The 17738-nt window shown below is 63.0% G+C and carries 18 protein-coding genes; 14 read left to right on the forward strand and 4 right to left on the reverse strand.

Features of this window, described 5'->3' with window-relative positions; genetic code table 11:
* The first annotated feature begins 7 nt into the window (after positions 1 to 7).
* The 14 genes from OKW45_RS17815 to nagZ all read left to right on the forward strand — a co-directional run bounded on the left by OKW45_RS17815 (position 8) and on the right by nagZ (position 13404).
* Positions 8 to 526 (forward strand): hypothetical protein, encoded by a 519-nt coding sequence (locus OKW45_RS17815; protein WP_429470185.1) that lies wholly within the window; start codon positions 8 to 10, stop codon positions 524 to 526.
* Between the two features lie 101 nt (positions 527 to 627).
* Entirely contained in the window at positions 628 to 1227 is a 600-nt protein-coding gene (gene rpoE / locus OKW45_RS17820) for an RNA polymerase sigma factor RpoE (protein WP_006051939.1), read from the forward strand.
* Between the two features lie 96 nt (positions 1228 to 1323).
* The gene (locus OKW45_RS17825) at positions 1324 to 1938 is read left to right on the forward strand and encodes a sigma-E factor negative regulatory protein (RefSeq protein WP_018421281.1); all 615 of its coding nucleotides are present in this window, start codon (positions 1324 to 1326) and stop codon (positions 1936 to 1938) included.
* 4 nt (positions 1939 to 1942) lie between these two features.
* Positions 1943 to 2983, forward strand: coding sequence for a MucB/RseB C-terminal domain-containing protein (locus OKW45_RS17830; RefSeq protein ID WP_429470187.1), 1041 nt, complete (start codon positions 1943 to 1945; stop codon positions 2981 to 2983).
* A 37-nt stretch (positions 2984 to 3020) separates the two neighbouring features.
* Positions 3021 to 4535 (forward strand): DegQ family serine endoprotease, encoded by a 1515-nt coding sequence (locus tag OKW45_RS17835; protein ID WP_018421279.1) that lies wholly within the window; start codon positions 3021 to 3023, stop codon positions 4533 to 4535.
* Positions 4532 to 4804 carry a glutaredoxin family protein gene (locus OKW45_RS17840; protein WP_018421278.1) on the forward strand — a complete coding sequence of 91 codons (273 nt, stop codon included), beginning with the start codon at positions 4532 to 4534 and terminating at the stop codon, positions 4802 to 4804. The genes OKW45_RS17835 and OKW45_RS17840 overlap by 4 nt, the downstream gene beginning before the upstream one ends.
* A 225-nt stretch (positions 4805 to 5029) precedes the next feature.
* Positions 5030 to 6823: a translation elongation factor 4 gene (lepA, locus tag OKW45_RS17845; RefSeq protein WP_184006269.1), complete on the forward strand. Its 1794-nt coding sequence runs from the start codon at positions 5030 to 5032 to the stop codon at positions 6821 to 6823.
* 18 nt (positions 6824 to 6841) lie between these two features.
* Entirely contained in the window at positions 6842 to 7735 is an 894-nt protein-coding gene (lepB, locus tag OKW45_RS17850) for a signal peptidase I (RefSeq protein ID WP_429470189.1), read from the forward strand.
* A gap of 185 nt (positions 7736 to 7920) precedes the next feature.
* Positions 7921 to 9201: a ribonuclease III gene (rnc, locus tag OKW45_RS17855; protein WP_026225954.1), complete on the forward strand. Its 1281-nt coding sequence runs from the start codon at positions 7921 to 7923 to the stop codon at positions 9199 to 9201.
* A gap of 54 nt (positions 9202 to 9255) precedes the next feature.
* Positions 9256 to 10155, forward strand: a complete 900-nt coding sequence (gene era / locus OKW45_RS17860; RefSeq protein WP_184006266.1) for a GTPase Era — start codon at positions 9256 to 9258, stop codon at positions 10153 to 10155.
* Positions 10142 to 11056, forward strand: a complete 915-nt coding sequence (recO, locus tag OKW45_RS17865) for a DNA repair protein RecO (RefSeq protein ID WP_429470192.1) — start codon at positions 10142 to 10144, stop codon at positions 11054 to 11056. Before era ends, recO begins: the two co-directional genes overlap by 14 nt.
* Positions 11053 to 11817 (forward strand): pyridoxine 5'-phosphate synthase, encoded by a 765-nt coding sequence (pdxJ, locus tag OKW45_RS17870; RefSeq protein ID WP_429470193.1) that lies wholly within the window; start codon positions 11053 to 11055, stop codon positions 11815 to 11817. Before recO ends, pdxJ begins: the two co-directional genes overlap by 4 nt.
* Before the next feature lie 24 nt (positions 11818 to 11841).
* On the forward strand, positions 11842 to 12309 hold the full coding sequence (gene acpS / locus OKW45_RS17875; RefSeq protein WP_429470195.1) for a holo-ACP synthase: 468 nt from the start codon (positions 11842 to 11844) through the stop codon (positions 12307 to 12309).
* Positions 12310 to 12375: 66 nt separating this feature from the next.
* Complete coding sequence (nagZ, locus tag OKW45_RS17880) at positions 12376 to 13404, forward strand: beta-N-acetylhexosaminidase (RefSeq protein WP_429470197.1); 1029 nt, start codon at positions 12376 to 12378, stop codon at positions 13402 to 13404.
* 109 nt (positions 13405 to 13513) lie between these two features.
* Here the strand turns inward: nagZ and OKW45_RS17885 are convergent, their stop codons facing one another.
* The 4 genes from OKW45_RS17885 to earP form a co-directional block, all read right to left on the reverse strand.
* Positions 13514 to 14896 carry a sigma-54-dependent transcriptional regulator gene (locus tag OKW45_RS17885; RefSeq protein WP_429470199.1) on the reverse strand — a complete coding sequence of 461 codons (1383 nt, stop codon included), beginning with the start codon at positions 14894 to 14896 and terminating at the stop codon, positions 13514 to 13516.
* Positions 14897 to 15084: 188 nt separating this feature from the next.
* Positions 15085 to 15291, reverse strand: coding sequence for a CsbD family protein (locus tag OKW45_RS17890; protein ID WP_026225950.1), 207 nt, complete (start codon positions 15289 to 15291; stop codon positions 15085 to 15087).
* A gap of 271 nt (positions 15292 to 15562) precedes the next feature.
* Positions 15563 to 16120: an elongation factor P gene (gene efp, locus OKW45_RS17895; RefSeq protein WP_008919334.1), complete on the reverse strand. Its 558-nt coding sequence runs from the start codon at positions 16118 to 16120 to the stop codon at positions 15563 to 15565.
* A gap of 395 nt (positions 16121 to 16515) precedes the next feature.
* Positions 16516 to 17709: an elongation factor P maturation arginine rhamnosyltransferase EarP gene (gene earP, locus OKW45_RS17900; protein ID WP_429470201.1), complete on the reverse strand. Its 1194-nt coding sequence runs from the start codon at positions 17707 to 17709 to the stop codon at positions 16516 to 16518.
* Between the last annotated feature and the right edge of the window lie 29 nt (positions 17710 to 17738).

Consider the following 17738-nt stretch of genomic DNA (forward strand, 5'->3'; position numbering starts at 1 on the left):
ATCTCGGGTGACGCGTAAGTTCACGACGCCGGCTTCGCCGGCGCTTTCCCCCGCACCGGCAACGTTGGGTAGGGCGGCGCAGCGGATCACGCTGCGTCGCTCTATCGCAATGCGTGCCGCGGTGGGGGCGTTCGTGCTGATTGCGACGTTAGCCGTTTATACCTGTCTTGCGCCGCGAGTGGGCGCTTGGCAGGCCGCTCCGTTAACGCTCGCCGTCGCAGCACTGCTCATGCTCTGCGCGGTGAGGCATGACGCGGCACAGGCCATCGCGCTGCATGTCGCGATGAGCGAGATTTCCGCCTGGAACCACGCGGGTGAGTTGCTCGCGCGGGGCCGGGTGGTCGGTTGCGCGCAGTGGAGCGGCCGTTTGCTGGTGCTTGAGTTCGAGCCCGAGGGTGGTCGAAGGCGCGGCCCCATGCGTGCAACGACGGGTCGCAGGCGCTCCCTGCTGCTCGCCGCGGACGCGCTGCCGTCCACTGTTTTCCGCGAACTTTCCGTGCTGGGCCGGCGTGCGGCGGGCGCCTGACTGTAACGACTGTAACCGCTGTTACCGTAGTAACGTGCCCTCACGAGGGGGACGCTACAATGGTCCCCCGCCATGCGCCCTATAGTTAACGGATTTATCAGGTGAGCGAAAAAGAAATTGATCAGGTGCTGGTCGAGCGCGTCCAGAAGGGCGACAAGGCCGCGTTCGAGCTCCTGGTCTCCAAATACCACCGCAAGATTCTCCGGCTGATCTCGCGTCTCGTGCGGGACCCCGCCGAAGTCGAAGACGTCGCGCAAGACGCTTTTATCAAGGCGTATCGCGCGTTGCCGCAGTTTCGCGGTGAATCGGCGTTTTATACGTGGTTGTACCGGATTGCGGTCAATACCGCGAAGAACTACCTTGCCACCCAAGGCCGGCGCGCGCCGACCTCGACCGAAGCGGATGCTGAAGAAGCTGAAACTTTCTCCGATGCCGACCAACTAAGGGATATCAACACGCCTGAGTCGATGTTGATGAGCAAGCAGATCGCTGAGACGGTCAATGCTGCAATGGCGGTTTTGCCGGAAGAATTGCGCACCGCCATTACTCTCCGAGAAATTGAGGGTTTGAGTTACGAGGAAATCGCCGAGATGATGGGTTGCCCGATCGGCACAGTCAGATCACGAATTTTCCGCGCTCGCGAAGCCATTGCGGCAAAATTGCGACCGTTGCTTGACACACCCGAAGGCAAGCGCTGGTAGACGTTTCCGAACGTACAGCCGGCTTGGCGGGGGGGCAGCGGTGCAATATCTGGATTAGTGGTGTCACTACGGGGTATTTGGAAGATGGGGAGCATCATGGGGTCGGTCTCGATGCAATCGCAAGCGGGCTCGCACGGCGAGCGTCTGTCAGCTTTCGTCGACGGTGAGTTGTTCGGCGAAGAGCATCTGAATCTGGACAAGTTTCTTGCGGAGCTGGACGGCGATAATCGCGCTGCCTGGTCGAGCTACCACCTGATCGGCGACGCGCTACGTTCCGACGATCTGGCAGTCAGCCCCGCACGGAGCAGTGCCTTTCTGAGCGGCTTTGCCGCGCGTCTTGAAAGCGAGCCGCATGTGCTGGCGCCCGCCGCCGCATCCGCATCGGTCGCGCGCCGCCTGCTCGGGCTGCGCCGGCGAGTCGTGCCGGCTTTTGCCGTCGCTGCCGCGGCCGCTACGTTGACCTGGATCGTCGTGCCGCAACTGCAGGGCGTGCCGGGTGGTTCGGGTGCCCAGCTCGCTTCGGTCCAATCGCACGGCGACGCGGTGCAGCGTGTCGCCATGGCCTCGGTGCCCGGGCAGGACTCCAACATCATTCGCGACGCGAGCCTCGATCAATACCTCGAAGCTCATCAGCAATTCGCGCAACAACCGGCGATGGCAGGCTCGATGCCGGTGATTCGCGCTGCCTCAGTCTCCACGCAGGGCCAATAGTTTGATGCAGACTCCGCGGTTCAATAAAACGACTATCTGGGGGCGGTTGCCAGCATTTCTGTTCTGTGCAGCCGTGTTGTTGTCCGCAACACCGCGGGTCTTCGCACAAGACGATCCTGCCGTCGCCCGTCGCACGGCCGCGGAGCTGCTCGATCGCATCCACCAGGCCGCCCAGCAGCAGAACTACGAGGGCGCGTTCGTCTATCAGCGCGGCAGTTTCGTGCAGACGTCGCGCATCGCACATTACTCCACGCGTACGGACGGCGAGTTCGAGCAGCTCGAAAGCCTCGACGGCAAGCCGCGCAAAATGCTGCGCCACGACGACGATATGTACACGTTCTTGCCGGAGCGGCGTATCGTGGTCTTCGAAAAACGGCAGAACAAGGACTCATTCCCTGCGCTGCTGTCGGTGAACGGCGAGCAGGTGTTGTCCGTATACGAGCCGAAGATGCTTGGCGACGACCGCGTCGCGGGCGTCGACAGCCTCGTGATGGAACTCGAACCGAAAGACGCGTACCGCTTCGCGTACAAGCTGTGGGCCGACAAAAAGACCGGTCTGCTGTTGCGCGCGCAGACGCTCGACCCGATCGGTCAGGTGCTCGAGCAGTTGTCGTTTTCGCAGGTCCGCATCGGCGTGCCGGTCGACAAGACGGGCATCGTCAACGGCATCCGCAATCTCACGGGCTGGACGCTAGTGCGTCCGCCACTCGAGCCGGTCGACATGGCCGCGCAGGGTTGGCAAATCACGCCGTCGGTACCGGGCTTCCATATGATCCGCCAGTTGCGTCGTCCGATGGCGTCGCGCGAGGCGGGGCAGCCTCCGATCCCGGTCGACCAGGCCGTGTTTTCCGACGGCCTCGCGGCGATTTCGGTGTTCGTCGAGCCCGTCGAGAAAAATACGCGTAAGGAAGGCACGGGCGATAGCGGCGCGACGCACGTACTGGTCAAGCGTCAGGGCGACTTCTGGATTACCCTGCTCGGTGAGGTGCCCCAAACCACATTGCAGCAGTTCGCGTCTGCCATAGAATACAAAGCTCCGAAGTAACCCTTCCGAATCCTGAAATCCCTCGGCTTGCTACGATATGACGACTTTCTCGGTGCGCAAATTCCTCGCGGCCGTAGTGGTGGCGGCGTGCTTGCCGCTCGTGCCGCATGTGGCATCGGCGGCTCCCGCTGCCAACTTGCCCGACTTCACCGACCTCGTCGACAAGGTCGGCCCGGCGGTCGTCAACATTCGCACGACAACGCGCGTGTCGAACGGTAGTTCCCGCGGCGGCCTGCCGCCGGGTATGGACGACGGCGACATGTCGGAGTTCTTCCGGCGCTTCTTCGGGATTCCGTTGCCGCAGTCACCGCAATCGCCGCACGGGGGTGATAACGGTGGCGCCGGTGGCGGCGGTAGTGGCGGCAGCCCGGATTCACCGGACAACTCGGACGCCGAACAGAACAGCGGGGTAGGCTCGGGCTTCATCCTGTCGGCGGACGGCTACGTGATGACCAACGCGCACGTCATCGACGACGCGGACACGATCTACGTGACGCTGACCGACAAGCGCGAATTCAAGGCGAAGCTGATCGGCGTCGACGACCGTACCGACGTCGCGGTCGTGAAGATCAACGCATCGAATCTGCCGACCATCACGATCGGCGACTCGAACAAGGTGCGCGTCGGCGAATGGGTCGTCGCGATCGGTTCGCCGTTCGGTCTCGAAAACACGGTGACTGCCGGTATCGTCAGCGCGAAGGGACGCGACACCGGCGACTACCTGCCGTTCATCCAGACTGACGTGGCCGTCAATCCGGGCAATTCGGGCGGTCCGCTGATCAACATGCAGGGCGAGGTGATCGGCATCAATTCGCAGATCTATAGCCGCACCGGCGGGTTCATGGGCATTTCGTTCGCGATTCCGATCGACGAGGCGATGCGCGTGGCCGATCAGCTGAAGAGTTCGGGCAAGGTGGTGCGCGGCCGCATCGCGGTGGCGATTGGTGAAGTGACGAAGGACGTCGCCGATTCGCTTGGTTTGCCGAAAGCGCAGGGCGCGCTTGTGAGCAGCGTGGAGCCGGGCGGACCCGCCGATAAGGCCGGCGTGCAGCCGGGCGACATCATCCTGAAGTTCAACGGTCATTCGGTCGACACGGCGACGGACCTGCCACGCATGGTCGGCGATACGAAGCCGGGCACGAAGACGTCGATCACGATCTGGCGCAAGGGTCAAACGCGCGAACTGCCGGTCACGATCGCAGAGATGCAGCCGGACAAGGTCGCGAAGGCGGATCAGAAGAAGCCGCAAGCGCCGAAGCAGCGCGCGACCAACGCGCTCGGCATCGCGGTCAGCGACATTCCCGCCGATCAGCAGAAAGCGCTGAAGATTCAGAACGGCGTGCAGATCGACGCGGTCGACGGTCCGGCAGCGCGTGTCGGGCTCCAAAAGGGCGACATCATCCTGCGGGTTGGCGATACGGATGTGACGAGCACGAAACAGTTCGACGAGCTGACCTCACACCTCGATTCGCAGAAGATGGTCGCGTTGCTGGTTCGTCGCGGCGACAACACGCAGTTCGTGCCGATTCGTCCGCGCAGCGCGCAGAAATGACGAAGACGGCATCGCTCACGCTCTATGGGCGCGCGTGGTGCCATCTGTGCGAGGACATGCGCGCTGCGCTCGAGCCATTGCTGGCCGAGTTCGGAGCGCAACTGGCGGTGATCGACGTCGACAGCGATCCGTTGCTCGAAGCGCGTTACAACGAGTTGGTGCCGGTGCTGGTTTGCGATGGCGTCGAACTGTGCCACTATCATCTCGACGAAGCGCCCGTGCGGGCAGCATTGGCTGCACATGCGTCGCGTGTCGCGGCGGCATCCTGATACGCACCCGCGCGGCATCTGGTTTCGCGCGATCCATGCGCATTTGCCGCGGCTCACTGCGATGCGCGCGGTAAGTTTCTCCATCCTCTACGCCGTCTTGAGGCCGCGCTTCGCAAGATGCGCCGGCCGATGGGCTTTTCGGCTAAAATAGATAAGATTTTCACCTACTTACAAGGCGTGCTCCGCTATTGTCCGGGGCGCGCCTTTTCGCTTGATCGGCACTGAATGGATCATATTCGTAACTTCTCGATCATCGCGCACATCGATCATGGCAAGTCGACGCTCGCCGATCGCATCATCCAGATTTGTGGCGGTTTGTCCGACCGCGAGATGGAAGCTCAGGTGCTCGACTCTATGGATCTCGAGCGCGAGCGCGGCATTACCATCAAGGCGCAAACCGCCGCGTTGTCGTATCGCGCGCGCGATGGGCAGCTCTACAACCTGAACATGATCGACACCCCAGGGCACGTCGACTTCTCGTACGAAGTCAGCCGCTCGCTGTCCGCGTGCGAAGGCGCGCTGCTCGTCGTCGACGCGAGCCAGGGTGTGGAGGCGCAAACCGTCGCCAATTGCTACACGGCCATCGAACTCGGCGTCGAAGTGGTGCCGGTGTTGAACAAGATCGATCTGCCGGCGGCGAACCCCGAAAACGCGATCGCCGAAATCGAAGACGTGATCGGCATCGACGCGACCGACGCGACGCGTTGCAGCGCGAAAACGGGCCTCGGCGTCGAAGACGTCCTCGAAGCGCTGATCGCGAAAGTGCCGCCGCCGAAGGGCGATCCGCAAGCGCCGCTGCAGGCTCTCATCATCGACTCGTGGTTCGACAACTACGTCGGCGTCGTGATGCTGGTGCGCATCGTCAACGGCACGCTGCGTCCGAAGGACAAGATCCGGCTGATGGCAACCGGCGCGCAGTATCCGGTTGAACATATCGGCGTCTTCACGCCGAAGTCGAAGGATCTCGAATCACTGTCGGCGGGGCAGGTGGGCTTCATCATCGCCGGCATCAAGGAACTCGCGGCGGCGAAGGTCGGCGACACGGTTACGCTCTTGAACCAGCCGGCGGCCGAGCCGCTGCCGGGTTTCAAGGAAGTGAAGCCGCAGGTGTTCGCGGGTCTCTATCCGGTCGAAGCGAATCAGTACGACGCGCTGCGCGATTCGCTCGAAAAGCTGAAGCTGAACGACGCGTCGCTGCAGTACGAACCGGAAGTGTCGCAGGCGCTCGGTTTCGGTTTCCGCTGCGGCTTCCTCGGTTTGTTGCACATGGAAATCGTGCAGGAACGTCTCGAACGTGAGTTCGACATGGACCTGATCACGACGGCGCCGACCGTGGTCTACGAAGTCCTGCAGCGCGACGGCACGATCCTGATGGTCGAGAATCCGGCCAAGATGCCGGAGCCGTCGAAGATCGAGGAAGTGCGCGAGCCGATCGTCACCGTGAACCTGTACATGCCGCAAGACTACGTCGGCGCGGTGATCACGTTGTGTACGCAGAAGCGCGGCAACCAGATCAACATGCAGTATCACGGTCGTCAGGTTCAGCTTACGTACGAAATTCCGATGGGCGAAGTCGTGCTCGATTTCTTCGACCGTCTGAAGTCGATTTCGCGCGGTTATGCGTCGATGGATTACGAGTTCAAGGAATACCGCGCGTCGGACGTCGTGAAGGTCGACATGCTGATCAACGGCGACAAGGTCGATGCGCTGTCGGTTATCGTGCACCGTTCGCAAAGCCAGTACCGCGGCCGCGAAGTGGCGGCGAAAATGCGCGAGCTGATTCCGCGTCAGATGTACGACGTAGCGGTTCAAGCCACGATCGGTTCGAACATAATTGCGCGCGAAAACATTAAAGCGTTGCGTAAGAACGTGCTGGCAAAATGCTACGGCGGTGATATCACGCGTAAGAAGAAGCTGCTTGAAAAGCAGAAGGCGGGCAAGAAGCGAATGAAGCAGGTGGGCTCGGTTGAAATCCCGCAAGAGGCTTTCCTCGCTATTCTGCGTGTCGAAGACAAATAAGTTGAATAACGGAACCCTATGAATTTTGCGTTGATTCTTTTTGTGCTCGTCGTTTTGACGGGTGTCGCATGGGTCGCGGACAAACTGGTTTTCCTGCCGAAACGGCGCCGCGAGGCGGAAGCCGCAGTCGCCGAATTCGATCGTCAGCAGGCACGAATCGGCGAGCGTTTCGCCGATGAAAACGCCGCGCAAACGCGCGCGCGTCTGCGCGACGACAAGCTGCGTCAGCCGTGGTGGCTCGAATATACGGCGAGCTTTTTTCCGGTGATTCTGGTGGTGTTCGTCGTGCGCTCGTTCGTGGTCGAGCCGTTCAAGATCCCATCGGGCTCCATGGTGCCGACGCTGCTGGTGGGCGACTTCATCCTCGTCAATAAATTCGAATATGGTCTACGTTTGCCGATTACCAACACGAGGATCACGCAGGGCAGTCCGGTCCATCGCGGCGACGTGGTGGTGTTCCGTTATCCGAAAGACGAATCGGTCGACTACATCAAGCGCGTCATTGGCCTGCCCGGCGACGTGATCGAGTATCAGGACAAGAAACTCACGATCAACGGCAAGCCGGTGCCTGAAACGCCGCTGCCCGATTATCTCGACGAAGAGCGTCTCGGTTATGCGAAGCAGTTCCAGGAAGATATCGACGGCCGCAAGAATGCGATTCTGAATAATCCGGCGGTGCCGCCGTTCATCGTCGGTGCGGAAGATTATCCGTATCGCGACAACTGCCAGTACAACGCGCGTGGCGTGATCTGCAAAGTGCCGCCGGGCAATTTGTTCATGATGGGCGATAACCGCGACAACAGCGCGGATAGCAGGTACTGGGGTTTTGCGCCTGAACGCAATATCGTCGGCCGCGCATTTTTCATCTGGATGAACTTCAGCGATCTGCGGCGCATCGGCTCTTTCCAGTGAGTCGCGTGCATCGATCGCTTCATGAGCGCTTCTCACACGCCGCGCGAATAACCGGCACCCGGTTATCTCGGTCGCGGCGTGTTGTCATGCTACTTTAAGAACTCGCGGTAACGTCGTTTCACCACGCTTTTTCCGCTGGCGCCCCGTGTTTCCGCCGGGTCAGGCGCCCGCGTTATACTCTGCCCATGCCCCTATCTCCGTTGGAAAGCCGTTTGCGCTACGAATTTCGCAATGCGGAATTGCTGCGTCAGGCTTTAACACACCGCAGTCATAGCTCCACGCATAACGAACGGCTCGAATTTCTCGGCGACTCCGTTCTGAATTGCGCGGTGGCTGCGCTTTTGTTCCAACGTTTCGGCAAACTCGACGAAGGCGACCTGTCTCGCGTGCGCGCCAATCTGGTCAAACAGCAGTCCCTCTACGAGATTGCTCAGGCACTGAATATTTCGGAGGGCCTGCGCCTCGGCGAGGGCGAGTTGCGCAGCGGCGGTTTCCGCCGCCCGTCGATCCTTGCGGATACGCTCGAGGCCGTGCTCGGTGCGATATTTCTGGACAGCGGATTCGACGCTGCGCAGACGGTCATCAAGCGCCTTTACGTACCGATTCTCGACCATATCGACCCGCGTACGCTTGGCAAGGACGCGAAGACGCTGCTGCAGGAGTATCTGCAAGGCCACAAGATTGCATTGCCTACCTATACGGTGGTCGCCACCCATGGTGCGGCACACAATCAGCAGTTCGAAGTGGAATGTACGGTGCCGAAGCTCGACGTCAAGGTGTCTGGCTCCGGCGCGAGTCGTCGCGCTGCGGAACAGGCGGCCGCAAAGAAGGCGCTCGACGAAGTGATGGCCGCGGCGCCTGCCGTGGTCGCGAAGCCGAAGCGCTCGAAGGGCGCGCGTGCCGCGAAAAATGCCGAGCAGGAAATCGTGCCGGGCGTGACCGGCGTGCAGGCCGCACTGGATCTGCGCACACCGGATCGCAAGAGCGCGCGCGGTGAAGGGCGCGTCGCTGCCGCGCTGGAAGCCGATGCCGACCAGCCTGTCGTGGAAAAATCAGCCGCTGAAAGACCGGCGGCCGAACGTGCCGCGCCGGGTGCCGCCGGTGCGCCGTTGGCTGTAATTCGTGCCGCGCATGTGGAGTACAGCGGACAGGACAAGCCGGAGCGCGCCGAGAAGTCCGAAAAGACGGAGAGGGTTGACAAGGTTTCGATCCACGCGGGCGAGAAACCTGTCGACAAGCCGGCCGAAAAACCCGCAGCGGACAAAACCCCCGACCTCAAAGCCGACACGCCGTCACACGCTCGCAGCGCAGACCGTCAGCGCAGCCGCGAAGCCGCGCCGGGGACTGCTGCATCGAGCGTGACCGCCGCGCCTGCGTCGGTTGTCTCGGTGCCCCCGGCACCTGCCGAACACGAACCCGGCGTCGCCGACGCGGTGCAAACGCGCGTCGCCGACGCGGGCCATTGATTGTCATCGGCGTGCGCGTCGCGCGCGCCGAACTGAACCTGCCGTAGTCCGAATATGAACGCTCCCACTCCCACTGGTTTTCGCTGCGGCATGGTCGCGATCGTCGGCCGCCCGAATGTCGGCAAGTCCACGCTGATGAACGCGCTGGTCGGCCAGAAAGTCAGCATCACCTCGCGCAAGGCGCAGACCACGCGCCATCGCATTACCGGCATCAATACGCTCGAAGACGCCCAGTACATCTTTGTCGACACGCCCGGTTTTCAGACCAAACACAGCGGCGCCCTGAACCGCTCGCTGAATCGCGCCGTTACGTCGACGCTGACCTCGGTCGACGCGATCCTGTTCGTCATCGAAGCAGGCCGCTTCGGCCCTGACGACCAGAAGGTACTCGACCTGATCCCGGCGAAGGTCCCGACGCTGCTGATCGCGAACAAGCTCGATCGCGTGTCGGATAAAGACTCGTTGTTCCCGTTCATGCAGCAGATGAGTACGCTGCGCGAGTTCAACGAGATCGTACCGCTGTCGGCGAAAAATCCCGACGACATCAAACGTCTGATGGCCACCGTCAAGCCGTTCCTGCCGGAAGGCGAGCCGATCTACGGCGAGGACGACCTGACCGATCGCAGCGAGCGCTTCCTTGCCGCCGAAATCCTGCGCGAGAAAGTCTTTCGCTGGACCGGCGACGAGCTGCCGTACACGAGCACCGTGCTGATCGAGAAGTTCGAAACCGAAGGGCGGCTGCGCCGTATTTTTGCGACGATCCTCGTCGATCGCGACATGCACAAGGCGATGATCATCGGTCAGAAGGGCGCGAAGCTGAAGCAGATCAGCACGGAGGCTCGCCTCGACATGGCAAAGCTGTTCGACGGGCCGGTGTACCTCGAAACCTTCGTCAAGGTGAAGAGCGGCTGGGCCGACAACGAAGCCGGGCTTCGTGCGTATGGGTACGAATGACGCGTGGATGACGCTCAATTCAGACGAGGCTTCGGATCAGCCGGAGCACGAACCGTCTCGGCCCGCGCGTAGCGCGAGGAAATCGTCGGCCGACGCAAAAAGCCCAAAAAGCGCGAAAAGCGCGCCCGCCGACGATGGCGAGCCGCGCAAAACGCCGGCGCGTCGCGCGCCGCGCACCCCCACATCCGAATACCGGATCAGCGAACAGCCCGCGTTCGTGCTGCATAGCTACCCGTATCGCGAGACCAGCCTGATCATCGACGTGCTGTCGCGCGATCACGGCCGTCTCGCGCTCGTCGCGAAGGGCGCAAAGCGCCCACACTCCGCGCTGCGCGGCGTGCTGCAAACGTTCCAGCCGCTGTCGCTCGCGTGGTCGGGCAAGTCCGAAATGCGCACGCTGACCGGCGCCGAATGGGTCGGCGGCATGCTGCCGCTGACCGGCGACGCGCTGCTGTGCGGTTTCTACGTCAACGAACTGCTGGTGCGCTTCTGCGCGCGCGAAGACCCGCATCCTCAGTTGTTCCATCACTACGTCGTCACGCTGACGCGGCTCGCGCACGATGAGCCGCCGGTGCAGGTGCTGCGCTCGTTCGAACGCGTGCTGCTACGCGAGACCGGTTACGCGATGGCGCTCGACCGCACGGTCGCACGCAAAGCGGTGCTCGCCGACGGCCGCTACGTGTTCGATCCCGAGCGCGGAGTACGCGAGGCATCGGACGAATGGCCCGCGCAGTGGCCGGTAGTGACGGGACAAACCTTGCTCGATATGGAAAAGGACGATTACCATCGAGCGCAGACCGTCGCGCAAAGCAAAACGCTGATGCGCTTCCTGCTCAACACCTATCTCGGCGGCGCGCCGCTTGCTACCCGCCAGATCCTGATCGACCTGCAGAACCTATGAGCTTCTTCCTGACTTCGCCGACCGCGATCGACCTCGGCGTGAATATCGACCACGTCGCCACGCTGCGCAACGCGCGTGGCACGTCCTATCCGGATCCGATCCGCGCCGCGCTGATGGCCGAAGAAGCCGGCGCCGACGTGATCACGCTGCATCTACGCGAAGACCGCCGGCATATCGTCGACGCCGACGTACACAAGCTGCGTCCGCTGCTGAAAACGCGCATGAATCTCGAATGCGCGGTCACACCGGAAATGCTCGACATCGCGTGCGAAGTGCAACCGCACGACGTGTGCCTCGTGCCGGAAAAGCGCGAGGAGCTGACGACCGAAGGCGGTCTCGACGCCGCCGGACAGTTCGAGGCGGTGCGCGCCGCATGCAAGCAACTGGCGGACGCGAACTCGCGCGTGTCGCTCTTCATCGACCCCGAGGAGACGCAGATTCGCGCCGCGCACGAAGCCGGCGCGCCGGTGATCGAACTGCACACAGGCCGTTACGCGGAAGCTCATGATCCCGCGGAACAGCAGCGCGAATACGAGCGCATCGTGCGAGCAGTCGAATTCGGCGCGACGCTCGGCCTCAAAGTGAACGCGGGCCACGGCCTGCACTACACGAACGTGCAGCAGATCGCGGCGATCGACGGCATCGTCGAACTCAACATCGGCCATGCGATCGTCGCGCACGCGATCTTCGCCGGCTGGGACAACGCGGTACGCGAGATGAAGGCGATCATGGTCGCCGCGCGTCTCGGCGCGCGCGCGTAACGCAATCTCGCGACGGACGCACGCATGGCAATCTACGGGATCGGCACCGATATCGTTCAGATCAGCCGCGTAGCAGCGGTGATGACTCGCACCAATGGCCGTTTCGCCGAGAAGGTGCTCGGTCCCGACGAATTACGCGTCTACCACGCGCGCCACGCCCGTTCGGCGGCGCGCGGTCTCGCGTTTCTCGCGACGCGCTTCTCGGCGAAAGAGGCGTTCTCGAAGGCAATCGGCCTCGGCATGCACTGGCCGATGAGCTGGCGCGCGCTGCAAACGCTGAACCGGCCGAGCGGCGAGCCGATGGTGGTCGCCTCCGGCGAGTTGGCCGACTGGCTCGACGCGCGCGGCATCACGGCGCGCGTGACGATCAGCGACGAGCGCGACTACGCAGTGTCGTTCGTGATCGCGGAGACGCCGCGGCCGGGCGATATGGAAGGTTCGTTGGCGGCGTCGGCGTCGCGGGCTTCGTCCGCGCGTTCCGCCACAGAATGAAAAGATTGAGCGCGGCCGCTGGCGGTCGCGTTTGTGTTGTCTCACAGTCCTTTCCAGCGGAATTCGATGAAAACCACACCCGGACCGGTGATGCTCGACGTGGTCGGCAAAACGCTGAACCGCGATGACAAAAGGCGTCTCGCTCACCCGATGACCGGCGGCGTGATCCTGTTCTCGCGCCACTACGAGAGCCGTGCGCAACTGGTCGGGCTGACCGATGCCATCCGCGCGATTCGCCCGGATCTGCTGATCGCCGTCGATCACGAAGGCGGCCGCGTGCAGCGTTTCCGCACCGACGGCTTCACGGTGCTGCCGTCGATGGGTAAGCTCGGCGCGCTGTGGGACCAGGACGTGCTGCACGCGACCAAAGTGACGACCGCGGTCGGCTATATCCTCGCCGCGGAACTGCGCGCGTGCGGTATCGACATGAGCTTCACGCCGGTGCTCGACCTCGACTATGGGCACTCGCAGGTGATCGGCGATCGCGCGTTCCATCGCGATGCGCGCGTGGTCGCGCTGCTCGCGAAGAGTTTGAACCACGGCCTCGCGCTCGCCGGCATGAGCAATTGCGGCAAGCATTTTCCAGGGCACGGTTTCGCGCAGGCAGATTCGCACGTCGCGATGCCCGTCGACGAACGCCCGATCGACGAAATCCTCGGCAACGACGTCGCGCCGTACGACTGGCTCGGTCTGTCGCTTGGCGCGGTGCTGCCCGCGCACGTCGTCTATCCGCGGGTCGATACGAAGCCGGCTGGCTTCTCGCGCATCTGGTTGCAAGACATCCTGCGCGGCAAGCTTGGCTTCGAAGGCGCGATCTTCAGCGACGATCTGTCGATGGAAGCCGCGCGCCAGGGCGGCACGCTGACCGAAGGAGCGCAAGCGGCCCTCGAGGCCGGCTGCGACATGGTGCTGATCTGCAACCAGCCGGACGAAGCGGAGAAGGTGCTCGACGCGCTGCGCGTCACGCCGTCGAGGGAATCGCAGCGGCGGCTGAAGCGCATGAGGCCGCGCGGTAATGCGCTCACGTGGAGCAAGCTGATGGCCGAGCCACGGTACGCCGAAGCGCAGAGGCTGCTGCGCAGTACCTTTGCATAAACGGAAATGGCGCCTTGAAGCAATTCAAGGCGCCATTTTTATCAGCTTCGAACGGTGCGAGCCGCCGTCAAGCTTTGGTAGACAACCGCAGCACGCGCGATCCGATCGCTCAGTTCAAGCGCATGCGCTGCAACTTGTTGTACAGCGTCTTCGGGCTGATTCCCAGCAACGACGCCGCGCGATGCCGCGTGCCGCCGACCGCGTCGAGCGTCGCGCGAATCAGCATTTCTTCGACGTCCGCGAGCGGTGTACCGACGGTCACCTGCACGCGGCTGCCGTTCAGATCGCGGCCGTTCGCCAAGCCGGCTTCGTCGGCGCGCAACGACTCGATCACGTCGCCCGATGCCTGATAAGCGCGCCGCACGCGCTCCTGCAGTTCGCGCACGTTGCCCGGCCAATCGTATGCGAGGCATTCGCGCAGGAAATTCGGCCCCCCCTGCTTCGCGACCTCGGCCGTACCGCGCGCGGTCGCTTCCACATTCAGTTCGTCGACGGCTGCCTGCGCAATCAGCACCGGATCTTCACCACGCTCGCGCAGCGGCGGCAGCGTGACCGCGGCGGCTTCGAGGCGCAGCGCGAGGTCCTGATGCAGCGAGCCGTCCGCGACCGCCGCGCGCGGCGGCTTGCGCGTCGACGCGATGAGCCGGAAGTCGGTCACGATCTGATTGGTACCGCCCACGCGCATGAAGGTCTGCGAATCGAGCGCGCGCAACAGCGCTTCCTGCTGCGCGCGCGGCAACTCGGTGATTTCGTCGATGAACAACGTGCCGCCGCTCGCCTGTTCGAAGAGGCCCGGCTCGCGCTGCTCGGCGCCGCCGAACGCTCCGCGTTCGTGACCGAACAGCATGCTGTCGAGCGAGCGATTGGGACCGCCCGCGGTCGCGCCGCGGCAATCGAACGTGACGAACGGGCCTTTGCGGCGGCGGCTCATGTCGTGCAGCGTGCGCGCGGCGATCTGCTTGCCGGTGCCGGCCTCGCCGGAGATCAGCACCGCGGCTTCTGTCGGCGCGAGACGCTCGATCGTGTCGTACACGTGCTGAATTGCGCCGCTGCGACCGAGCATCGAGCCGAAGCGCCCAAGCTGACGCAGCGCCGCGCGCAGCGCCTGGACCTCCTCGGTCAGCTCATAAGGCCGCGGAATGCGCGCGAGCAGGCTGCGCAGGCGCGGAATGTTGACCGGCTTCAGCAGATAGTCCCAGATACCGTGCCGCAAGCCCTCGATCGCACTCTCGACGGTCGCATTGCCGGTCATCACGATCACCGGAAGCGCGCCGCCCGGCGGATGCGCGGGCAGATGCTGCAACAGATCGAGGCCGCTGCCGTCCGGCAGATTCAGGTCGACGAGCACGACGTCGGGAATGAAGCGCGTCAATGCGCCGCGGGCCTCGGCGAGCGTGGTCGCGGTGTCGACTGAAAAGCCGTCGGCGGCGAGGATTGCCGACAGACCGGACAGGCTATTGGGATCGTCTTCAACAATCAGGGCGTGTGGCATGGCGAGCGCAATTTTATGAATGGGTCGAATGCCCGGCGCGCCGCCAACGCTGATGGCGCGCACTCCGGGCTCTGGGGGCTCGATGACAGGGCTAAACCAACGGTCCTTGGGCGGTGAAAAAACGACAGCCGCCGGCACTGCGCCTTGAGTCGCGCGGGCCGGCGCCTGTAGTTCCTTCATTGGTCCTGTCAGAAATCCCGGTTGCTATCGAAAAACCGGCGTACTTCGAGTTCCGCCTCTTCACGGGTTTTGCCATAGCGTTCCTGAATCAGACCAGCGAGCTTGTCGGCCCGACCTTCGGCCTTGGTCAACTCGTCGTCCGTCAGTTCGCCCCATGCGGTCTTCGCCTTGCCGATCATCTGTCTCCATTTACCTTCAGCGATGTCGTTGTTCATGGTGCCTCTCCCAAGAGTGGAAAATGAGCGTACTCGCGTGACTCTCTCCACCTAGCAGAGATCGTGCCAAAGGGTGCGAATGAAATCGATCAAGGGCTTGCCGCGCGCCCAACGCGAAATCCGGATGTCGCGATGGTAATTTTGAGAAATTTGCCGGTAAAGTTTTCCTAAACAATACACGGCGCGACAGAAAAGAAAAAGCGCCCAAAACTGAGCGCTTTTGTGCAGGCCGGCAGAGCGCCGGCGCTGTCGGGGTGACGCAGGCGGGCGCTTAGGCGCGGCTGCGGTACTCGTGCGTACGCGTGTCGATTTCGATCTTGTCGCCGATGTTGCAGAAGAGCGGCACTTGCAGTTCAAAGCCGGTGTTCAGCTTGGCGTTCTTGAGCACCTTGCCCGAAGACGTATCGCCCTTGACGGCCGGTTCCGTGTAGATGATTTCGCGAACGAGCGTGGTCGGCAGTTCGACCGAGATCGCCTTCTCGTTGTAGAACACAACTTCGCAAGCCATGCCGTCTTCGAGGTAGTGCATCGCGTCGCCCATCATTTCGGCTTCGACTTCGTACTGGTTGTAGTCGGCGTCCATGAACACGTACATCGGGTCGGCGAAGTACGAGTACGTCACTTCCTTGCGCTCTAGCACGACGACGTCGAACTTGTCGTCCGCCTTGTAGACGGTTTCCATGCCTGCGCCGGTCAGCAGGTTCTTGAACTTCATCTTGACGACGGCGGAGTTACGGCCCGATTTGTTGTATTCGGCCTTTTGCACGACCATTGCGTCTGCGCCGATCATCACGACGTTGCCGGTGCGGAGTTCCTGTGCGGTCTTCATAAAACTGTCCTGTACGAGATAAATAGCTTAACTGTTGCTCAACGGCATACGGCGCCAAGCGGCTTCGGCGTTTCGCCCACCGCCTGCCGCGCGCCGCGTGAAGCGGCCGCGCAGCCCGGATGCGTGAAACGGGATCGGCTCGCGGCGAAAACCCGTGGGCGTGATGCCTCGGCGTTCCACCTGTCCGTTACCTGATTTTTACCCTGTTCGGGCGTGTACACGAGTGGCGCCGATCAGCAACACGCCCAAACATACGTCCCTTTTTTGACATTCGCGTGCCCGACCGGAAGATTGGAACGCGTGCTGTGTTTTTCGAGGGGACGGTCAGACGGGCTGACCATGGGGTTGTTGGTCTAATCGGGCCGCGCTTGCGTCGTCGGCCGTTGGATAACCGCTTATTTTAACTGAGTTTTTGCGAACGAGGTCAGATTTCCGGCGAGATCGCCGACTTGCGCGAGTTCGACCGCCCAGCTGGCGGCGCGCCGTTTCAGGGGCGGATAGTGGCGCTGGAATTCCGCCCAGTCCGGCTGACCAGCGCCGTTCCACGCGTGCCAGAAGCGCTCGAGCGCGGCGCGCGCGTCAGCTGGGAGCGTGCGGGTGTAGTGCGCAAGTGCGGCGTCGAGCTTTGGCAGATGGGCGTCGTCGGCCTGCGGGTAGATGTGCCAGACGAACGGCTTGGCGGCCCACTGCGCGCGCACGAACGAGTCCTCGCCGCGTACGAAATTGACGTCGCTCGCCCAGAGCAGTACGTCGTAGCCAGGCTGTTCGGTGAACGCGAGCGCGTGCGCGCTGAGGTTGCCGCGTGTCGCATGGGTGCCCGCTGCAAACGACGGTAGGCCGAAAAAGCGCGCCAGCGCGCCGGAAATGCGTCCTTCGGGCACCAGCAGCACGATCGGGCTTGCGTTGTCGCGCCATTGTTCGAGCAGGCTGTCGATGGCCGGGTTTTCGTAGGCGAACAGCGACACGACCGTCGCGTCGGCGGGCGGCGGCGCGTGGCCCGTGACGTTGCGCCACCAGTCGGTGCGCGCGGCGGGCGATGCTTCGAACGCGGCGCGCGCCGCGTCGAGATCGCGCTCCTTCAGGACGCCACCGGTGCCGGGGCCGAGTCCGGGGAAAAAGAAGGTCTTGCTGAGCGCGTAGCGCGGATGCGGCGACGGCCGCAGATGAAAATCTGCGATCCAGTCCTCGGCGCTCAGATATTCGAGGTTGAACCAGAGCGGCGCGCGCGCTCGCTCTGTCATCGCCGCGATATAGACGGGCGGCAGTTCGCAGGCGAACGCCTCGATCACGACGTCGGCGACTTCGAGCCTATCGCCAGCATGGGACGGCTCGTGCCAATGCTCGACGACGATGCCGTCGAGCGTCTGCCGCGCACGCTCCAGCTCGAGCGACGGGCACAGCCTCCTGAACGCATGCAGATCGTCGACGAACACGCGCACCTGCCAGCCGTGCTCGCGCGCGAGTTGGCGCGCAAGGCGCCAGCACACGCCGATGTCGCCGAAGTTGTCGATCACCGCGCAGAAGATATCGCAGGCGATCGGGTTGGCGGCGGCGGTGGGTGATCCGGAATCGGGCGCGAGGGAGGACATGGCGGCTCGGCTGGCTCGATGACTCCGGC

Origin of the sequence: Paraburkholderia lebeckiae (assembly GCF_050436225.1) — a bacterium.
Taxonomy (GTDB): Bacteria; Pseudomonadota; Gammaproteobacteria; order Burkholderiales; family Burkholderiaceae; genus Paraburkholderia; species Paraburkholderia tuberum.